The 8,965-nt window shown below is 65.0% G+C and carries 2 protein-coding genes and 1 pseudogene; all 3 read right to left on the bottom strand.

Translation table 11 applies throughout. The features are described from left to right. Positions 1 to 64 precede the first annotated feature (64 nt). A pseudogene (locus tag XpruCFBP8353_RS24690) lies at positions 65 to 414 on the bottom strand (AMP-binding protein); the annotation flags it as partial. 1 nt (position 415) lies between these two features. After that, positions 416 to 5,194, bottom strand: a 4,779-nt coding sequence (locus tag XpruCFBP8353_RS22695) for a non-ribosomal peptide synthetase (RefSeq protein ID WP_211287868.1), incomplete at its 3' end; no start/stop codon positions are given. Next, positions 5,164 to 8,965, bottom strand: a 3,802-nt coding sequence (locus XpruCFBP8353_RS22690) for a non-ribosomal peptide synthetase (RefSeq protein ID WP_133125698.1), incomplete at its 5' end; no start/stop codon positions are given. The genes XpruCFBP8353_RS22695 and XpruCFBP8353_RS22690, both read right to left, overlap by 31 nt.

The following is an 8,965-nucleotide window of genomic DNA, read 5'->3' as shown; positions in this document are numbered from 1 at the left end:
GAGCCGGAGGTGTAGATGACGTAGGCCAGGCTATCCGGGCACAGCCCAGAGACAATCGGTGCANGAAGGGGCGATAGGTCTCTATCGCCCATTGCAGGTAATGCGTGGCGCCTGCGTGGGTGAGCAGCGTGCCCTTGGGTTGTCCGGTGGAGCCGGAGGTGTAGATGACGTAGGCCAGGCTATCCGGGCACAGCCCAGAGACAATCGGTGCACCAGGGTTGTGCAGGGACGTCTCCGTCTCCGCATCGACGTCCGTTTCCGTGTCCAACGTCAGCACGCTCACGCGCAGCATGGCGCGGCTGGCCGGCAAACGCTCCTGCAGACCGGAGCAGGTCAACACCGCACGCGGACGGCTGTCGGCGAGCAGGAAGGCCAGGCGTTCGCCGGGCAGATCCGGGTCCAGTGGCAGGTAGGNTTGCTCAATGCCGCGCGGCAAGTACAGGGCAACGCGGTGTTCCGGTCCGACGCCTAGTTGGCACAGGCGATGCGCCAACTGGTTGGCGCGCGCATCGAGTACGGCGTAGCTGAGTTGGATGCCATCGGCGCATAGCGCGATGGCGTTGGGCGCGCGGCTAACCTGCGCTTCGAACAGGTGATGGATGCACTGCGACTGCGCGAGCGGAGCCGTTTCGGTGACGGTGAAGCGCTGCAGCTGTGCGCGTTCGTCGGCGGGTAGCAGGTGCAGGGTGTGCAACGCGGCGTCTGGCGCCTGATCCAATGCCTGCACCAGCGATTGCACGGCTTGCAGCATCAGCGCGATGACACGTGCGGTGCCGATACGCGGAACCACTTTCACCTCCACCGCAAAACCTCCGCTGACGGAGATGTCGTCGATCGAGATCGTCAGCGGATAGTTATTGCGATCCAGCCCGTCCAGCATTTCCATGCCTTGCCACGCATGCGTGATCTCGCTGGCTGCCTGCACCGCACTGCCACCGACATAGCGATAGTTGAGCAGTGCAGTGAAGAGCGGCGCCGGTGCGACGATGCCGCTGCAGCGCTGCGCCAGGGCCAGCGGGGCGTGTTCGTGATGGAGCAGCTCGGCAAGCTGTTGCTGGGTCTGGCGCACAGCATCTGCGACGCTGCGACCATCGCGTTGCAGACGGATCGGCAAGGTATTGAGGAACATGCCCAGCACCCGGTCGGCGCCACTGCCGGCATGCATGCGTCCGAACAAGGTCGTGCCGAACACCACATCGTCCTGGCCGCTGGCCTTGGCCAATACCAAGGCACAGGCCAGGTGGAACATGCTGGAGGGACTGACATTCAACCGGCGTGCATGGCGACGCACGTCGGTGGCCAGGGCATCGGGCAGCGGTTGCAGCGCCTGTTCGATGTCGGCACCGGTACCGCGCACTTCCCACAAACCGAACGGCGCGGTGGGTGTCTCCAGATCGCCCAGCTGCTGGGTGAAGAAGGCGCGGTGTTCGTCTTCGCTGACACCCAGCTTGGCCTGGGCGACGAAGTTGCGGAACGGCAGCGGTTTGGGCAAACCCTGTTCACGCTCATCCTGATGTGCCTGCACCTCTTCGATCAGCAGTTCCAGGGTGGTGTGATCCATCATCAGATGATGGTTGTGCAGGCCCAGCAGCCAGCGCGCATGCGCGGGATCTTCGACGACATGCGCGTGGATCAGCGGTGCGTGAGTGACATCCAGGCGGAAGCTGCTGGGATCCATGCGGCGACGCAACGCGGCCAGCACATCCGGCTCATCAATGGTGAGCACATGGAGCGGCAGTGGAGCATGCCGCCAGACGACCTGCACAGGTGTGGGCAGGCCTTGCCAGGCGAAACCGGTGCGCAGGATGTCATGGCGGGAGATAACCGCTTCAAGCGCAGCGACGAAGGTGTCCAGACGCGCGCGGGTGTCGAAGGCCAGAACGCTGATGTTGAGGTAAGCATCGCCCTCGTGGCTGGCCAGGTGATGGAACAGCAGACCTTCCTGCAACGGTGCCAGCGGGTAGATGTCCTGCACGTTGGCCGCGCCGCCATCGACAGTCGCGACGGCGGCATCGATCTCGCTCTGGGTGAGCTGCACCAGCGGCAGCAGCTCGGGCGTGATCCGGGTGCAGCCGGCCGGGATGCAGTTCGGCGGGACGTTCACCGCGCCGCTCTGGCGCAGTGCGGCTGCCAAACCGGCCAGGGTTGAGGCGCCGAACAACGTGCGCACTTGCAGCTCCCAGCCGTGCTGGCGCAGACGTTCGATCAGCTTGATCGCCAGCAACGAATGACCACCCAGGGCGAAGAAGCTGTCATGGCGGCCGACGCGCGCGATGCCGAGCAGCTCGCTCCACAGCGTGGCGAGCAAGGTTTCCAACTCGCCTTCCGGCGGTGCGTAGGCCTGCACCGCCAGCGCATCGGCATCCGGCGCCGGCAAGGCGCGGCGGTCGAGCTTGCCGTTTGGCGAAAGCGGTAGCGCCTGTAGGTGCACATAGGCGCTGGGCAGCATCACCTCGGGCAGGCGTGCGGCCAGTTGCGTGCGCAGTGCGTCAGCCGTCAGGTGCTTCGCATCACCGACCAGATAGGCGACCAGGCGCGGCTCGCCGATGTCATCGCGAACAATCACGACAGCCTCACGCACGCCCTCGCAGCCGCGCAAGGCGGCTTCGATCTCGCCCAGTTCGATGCGTACACCGCGCAACTTGATCTGTGCATCGTTGCGGCCGAGATACTCCACCGCGCCATCGGCACGCCAGCGCGCCAGATCGCCAGTGCGATACATGCGTTGGCCTGGCTGATCGGCAAACGGATCGGGGACGAAGCGTTCGGCGGTCAGATCGGGCCGACCCAGATAGCCGCGTGCGAGCTGCACGCCCGCAATCTGCAGTTCGCCGGGCACGCCAATCGGGGCGAGTGCGCGATGCGTATCGAGCACGTGCAGGCGGGTGTTGGCGATCGGACGGCCGATCGGCACACTGGTTGCGTCCGCATCGCCGCATTCCCATGCACTGACTTCCACTGATGCTTCGGTCGGGCCATACAGATTGTAGAGGCGTGCCTGTGGCAGGCGTTGACGTACCGTTTGGGCCAGGTCGGGGGGCAGGGCTTCGCCGCTGCAAACAATGAGGCGCAGGCTGGTGCATACGCCTTGTGGCAAGGCGTCCATAAAGACGCGTAGCATCGAAGGCACAAAGTGCACGGTGTCGATGTCGGCTTGCTCGATCAATTCGATCAGATAGGCCGGGTCCTTGTGGCCCTCGTGTCGGGCAAGGACCAAACGTGCGCCGACACGTAACGGCCAAAACAGTTCCCACACCGAGACGTCGAAACTGACTGGCGTTTTCTGCAGAACGGTCTGCGTGGGGTGTAGTCCTAACGCCTGTTGCCCCCATGTCAGGCGGTTGTCGATGCCGGCGTGGGTGTTGACGACGCCCTTGGGTTGACCGGTGGAACCGGAGGTGTAGAGCACGTAGGCTGGGTGTTGCGGGTGCAAGGTTGCAACAATGGGCGCGTGCGTAGGTGCGTTATTCCACAGAGCCTGGTCGGTATCCAGTAGTACCGTGTGCAGACCATCACTTGGTGCCAGCGGCGATGCGGTATCGCTGAGGGCGAGCAGTACGCGAGGCTGTGCGTCGGCAAGCATGCGCTCCAGGCGATTGGATGGTGCATCCGGATCCAGCGGCATGAACCCAGCGCCGGCTTTGAGCGCGGCGAGTAGGCAGACGACCAGATCGATACCGCGCGGCAGACACACGGCCACGCGATCTTCTGGTACCACACCAAGATCAATCAAGTGATGAGCGAGTTGGTTGGCGCGTGCATCGAGCGCGGCGTAGCTCAGTTCGGCCGTATCGTCGACCAGCGCGATCGCCTGCGGCGTGCGCTGTGCCTGCGCTTGGATTGCGTGATGCAGATAGCCGCTGCCACCGAGATCGACAGTGGTGTCATTGAAGCGGCGCAACTGCGCGCGTTCGTTTTCTGACAGTGGATCCAGCGCATGCATCGCCGTCTGCGGTGCCTGTTCCAGCGCCTGCACCAGCACGTGCACTGTCTGCAGCAACATCGCTGCGATGCGTTCGGCGCCGATGTCTTGCACGCATTGCACATCGAGCGAGAAGCCACCTGCGTCGGTGTGATCGTTGACCGACACCACCAGTGGATAGTGGGTGCGCTCCTGTCCGCCAATCTGCTGCACGTCCTGCAGCGCATCTTCCTGCGCGGCGCCCAGCACCGCGCTGCCGCCCGCATAGCGATAGTTGAGCAAGGCGTGGAGCAGCGGGGTGGACGGGTCCAGCCCGCTGCAGCGCTGCGCCATCGCGAGTGGCGCATGTTCGTGGTGCAGTAACTTGGCAAGGCAGTGCTGGGTGTGACGCACGGCCTCGAGCACGCTGCCGCGCGCCGTGTTGAGGCGGATCGGCAAGGTGTTGAGGAACATGCCGAGCACGCGGTCCACCCCGGCGCTGGCATGCATGCGTCCAAACAGCAGGGTGGCGAACACCGCCTCGGTGCTGCCGCTGGTGCGGGCCAGCAGCAGGGCATAGGCCAGATGGAACAGGCTGGCGGCGCTGACGCCATGCTGGCGCGCCTGTGCGCGCAAGGACTGCGCAAGTGCCTCGGGCAGGGGCTGATGCAGCTCCTGCAGCACGGCCGGCTCCGCCACCGGTGCGTGAACGCCGAACGCCGCAGTGGGCGTGTCGATGTCGGCCAGCATGGCAGTAAAGAACGCCTTGTGTTCCTGCTCCGACAGTGCGCTGAGGGTATGGGCGACGAAGTCGCGGAACGGCAATGGCGTTGGCAGCTGTTTCTGCCGGCCAGCCAAATGCGCACGCACTTCCTCGATCAGCAGTTCCAGCGTGGTGTGGTCCATCACCAGATGATGGTGTTGCAGGCCGAGCAGCCAGCGTCCGGTGATGGTGTCTTCGGTCAGATGCGCCTGGATCAGCGGAGCATGTTGCAGGCCGAGCGCGGCGTCGGGAGCGTGTAACCATGCTTGCAACCGCGCGGCCGGATCGGTGTCGTCGAAGTGCTGCAGGTGCCGCGGGACCACGGTGTGTCTGCAGACCACCTGCACCGGTGCAGAGAGCCCTTGCCAGACAAACCCGGTGCGCAGGATGTCGTGGCGTGCGACGACCTGATCGAGTGCATCGAGAAAGCGATCGAGCAACGCGCGCGACGGGAAGCCGAGCACGGACGAATGCAGATATGGATCGGCGCGTGGATCGTTCAGGTGATGGAAGAGCAGGCCTTGCTGCAATGGCGCCAATCCTGCACGTTGGCCGCGCCGCCGTCGACGGTGGCCACGATCGCCTCGATCTCTGCTTGCGTCAGCGCGACCAGCGGCAGTAGGTCCGGAGTGATGCGCGTGCACTCGGGATCGATGCGGTTGGGTGGTACCTCGATGGCAGATGCGGCCTGCAGATTGCCGGCCAGACCCGCGAGTGTGGGTTGAGCGAACAGGGCCCGCACATCGATCTGCCAGCCGAGCCGGCGCAGGCGCTCGATCAGTTTGACTGCCAGCAGCGAGTGACCGCCCAGCGCGAAGAAGTCGTCGTGGCGGCCGACCTGTGCAACGCCGAGCAACTCGCTCCACAGCGTGGCCAATACCTGTTCCAATTCGCCTTGCGGGGCGACATAGGCGTGCAGATCCAGCGCTTGATCGTCGGGTGCCGGGAGCGTGGCGCGATCGAGTTTGCCGTTGGGGGTGAGTGGCAATGCATCGAGCTGCACGTAGGAGGCTGGCAGCATGTGGTCGGGTAAGCGCGTAGCGAGTTGGCTGCGCAGCGTTGCCGGTTCCAGTATCGAGGCATCGCCGACGAGATAGGCAACCAGCCGTTTTTCGCCGGTGTCCGCGCGTGCGATGACCACCGCCTCCTGCACGCCAGCGCAGCTACGCAGTGCCGCTTCGATCTCGCCCGGCTCGATGCGGAAGCCGCGGATCTTGACCTGCGCATCGTTGCGGCCGAGGAAGTCGAGCGTACCATCGGCCAGCCAACATGCGAGGTCGCCGGTCTTGTACATGCGCTCGCCCGGCTGTTCGGCGAACGGATCGGGGACGAAGCGCTCGGCAGTCAGGGCAGGACGATGCATATAGCCCTGCGCCAACTGCGCACCGGCGAGATGCAGTTCGCCGGCCACACCGATTGGCACCGGTTGACCATGGCGATCGAGCACATAGAGCCGGGTATTGGCCAGTGGCCGACCGATCGGCAGGCGTCGGGTTGCATCGGGCGCGTGCTGCAACGCCAACGCGGTGACGAACTGGGCGCTCTCGGTCGGACCGTAAGTCTGCAAGACGGTGGTCGCGCCACCGGCCTCGAACACCGTTGTCAGCGCATGCGGATCGGCGACATCGCCGCCGGTGAGCAGCAGGCGCAGGGTGCCAAGTTGCGGTGCGATTGCTGGCGCATAGGTGCGCAGTACACCAGCGACCAGGATCAAGACCGACAGGCGTTCGCGCGCCACCAACGCGCCCAGCGCCTGCGGATCGCGCATGACCGGCGCAGGAACAACCACGACAGTGGCGCCATGCAGCAGACTGCCCCAGACCTCCAGCGTGGCCGAGTCGAAGGCAGGGTTGGACGCGAAAGCAACGCGGTCGTCGGAGCGCAGCCGTGCTGGACCATCCTGCAGGACGAGGTTAGCCACCGCGCCATGCGACACCGTCACACCCTTCGGTGTGCCGGTGGAACCGGAGGTATACATGACATAGGCCGCGGCTGTTGCAGGCACGGCGATCGCTGGTGGCGTTGTGATGTCGTCGTCGCTGCCCTGGAGATCGTCAAGGTCGGCGATGGTCAGACAAACCACCTGCGCAGGCGCCAGCACACTATCGGCAGCATGGATCAGCACAGACACCTGCGCATCGTCGATCAACGCAAGCAGACGCTCGTCGGGATGGTCGACGTCCAGCGGCACATAGGCCGCTCCGCACTTGAGCACGGCCAGTTGCGCAACAATCAGCTCAACCGAACGCGGCAACGCAGTTGCCACGCGTTGACCGGCACGCAAGCCCAGGCGGCGCAAGCGTTGCGCTAGCCGGTCGGCCTGTGTATCGAGCGTGGCATAGCGCATGCTGCCTTGCTCCGACACCACCGCGATGGCGTCCGGCGTGCGGCGTGCCTGCGCTTCGAATAGCTGGTGCAGCGGCTGCTCGGGCACAGCGGCCATGTCGCCAGTGCCAAAGTCGGCCAGCAGTTGCTCGCGCTGTGGCGCATCCAGCCAGGGCAACTGCGAGATGCGAGCGTCGTCGTCGCGCGTCAGCGCGTGCAGCAACTGCTCGAAGCAGCGCCACCAACGTTGGATCGTCGTCGCATCGAACAGCGCTGTGCCGTAGCCCAGACTGCCGACGATACGGGCGCCGTCTTCCTGCAGCGTGAGTTCCAGATCGAACTTGCTGACGGTGAATGGACTCTGCACGCTTTCCAGACGCAGGTCGGGCAATTCCAGCGCGACAGCCGGCGTATTTTGCCAGGCGAACATCACCTGGAACAACGGCGGGTGGCTCAGGTTGCGCGGCGGATTGAGCAGTTCGATGACCTGTTCGAACGGAACATCCGGGTGCTGCTGTGCAGCCAGCGCAGTGGTGCGGACGTGGCCCAGCAATTGGCCCACGCTTGGATCTGTACGTAGATCGATGCGCAGCGCCTGGGTGTTGACGAACAGACCGATCAGCGGCTCCAGTTCGCTGCGGGTGCGATTGGCGATCGGCATGCCGATCACCACCTGATTCTGGCCGGACAGGCGTGCCAGCAGCGCGCCCCAAGCCGCCAAGACGGTCATGAACACGGTGGTGCCGTGGCGCTGGCTGATAGCGCGTACGGCAGCGGTGAGATCGGCATCCAGCGCAAGATCCAGGCTGCCTCCGGTGTAGTCCTGTAGCACCGGACGCGGGCGATCGGTGGGCAGTTCCAGCAGCGTCGGTGCGCCGTGCAGGTGCGCACGCCAGAAGCTCAGCTGGCGTTGCAGCAGTGGGCCATCGATCCAGCGGCGCTGCCACACGGCGTAGTCCTGGTACTGGATCGACAGCGGCGGCAGCGGATCGGTCTTGCCTCGCGCAAAGGCGGTGTACAACGCGCCGAGTTCCTGCAACAGGACGCTGATGGACCAACCATCGGCGACGATGTGATGCATGGTGATCAACAGACGATGCTCGTGCTCAGCCAGGCACAGCAAGCGACCGCGAATCAGCGGGCCGCGCGCCAGATCGAAGGGCGTGCGGGTTTCCTGTTCGGCATGGCGCTGGGCCTCGGCGGCAGGGGCAGGCGACTGACGCAGATCGATATATTCCAGGTAAAAACCTGCGTTCGCTGCGACCACGACTTGGGTCGGGCTGTCATCGTGCGAGGAAAAAACCGTCCGCAGCGATTGATGGCGAACCAACAGTTGATCCAGCGCCTTGCCCAGTGCATCGCGATCCAGGTGGCCGGACAGACGGACTCCACCGGCGATCAGGTACGCCAGTGCGGCACGATCATCGAGCCGGTCGAGCAGCCATAGACGTTGCTGGGCGAATGACAGCGGCAGTGGCGCGCTCCGGTCGCTCGGTACGATGGCGGGTAGGGTGCTGGTATCGGCACTGTCCAACGCCAGAGCCAGCTCGGCCAGACGTGGTTGAGCAAACAATGCGGCCAGGGGTAGTTCGATACCGAGCGCGCTGCGGATACGCGAGATCAGCCGCACGCCGAGCAGCGAGTGCCCGCCCAGGGCGAAGAAGCTGTCGTGGCGGCCAACGCGTTCGACGCCGAGCAGCTCGCTCCACAGAGTGGCGAGCAAGGTTTCCCGTTCGCCTTCTGGCGCTGCGTAGGTCTGCACCGCAAGCGCATCGGTCTCTGGCGCCGGAAGTGCGCGACGATCGAGCTTGCCGTTAGACGTGAGTGGCAAGGCATCCAGCCACACATAGGCGCTGGGAAGCATTATCTCGGGCAGGCGCGTGGCCAGCTGCGTGCGCAAGGCATCGGCGCTGATGTCGGCGTCGCCGATCAGATACGCGACCAGGCGCGGCTCGCCGGGCGTGTCCTCGCGCAGC

The organism is Xanthomonas prunicola, from assembly GCF_002846205.1.
Lineage (GTDB): Bacteria > Pseudomonadota > Gammaproteobacteria > Xanthomonadales > Xanthomonadaceae > Xanthomonas > Xanthomonas prunicola.
The sequence above is the reverse complement of the archived record's forward strand: the minus strand, read 5'-3'. Positions and strand labels throughout refer to the sequence as shown.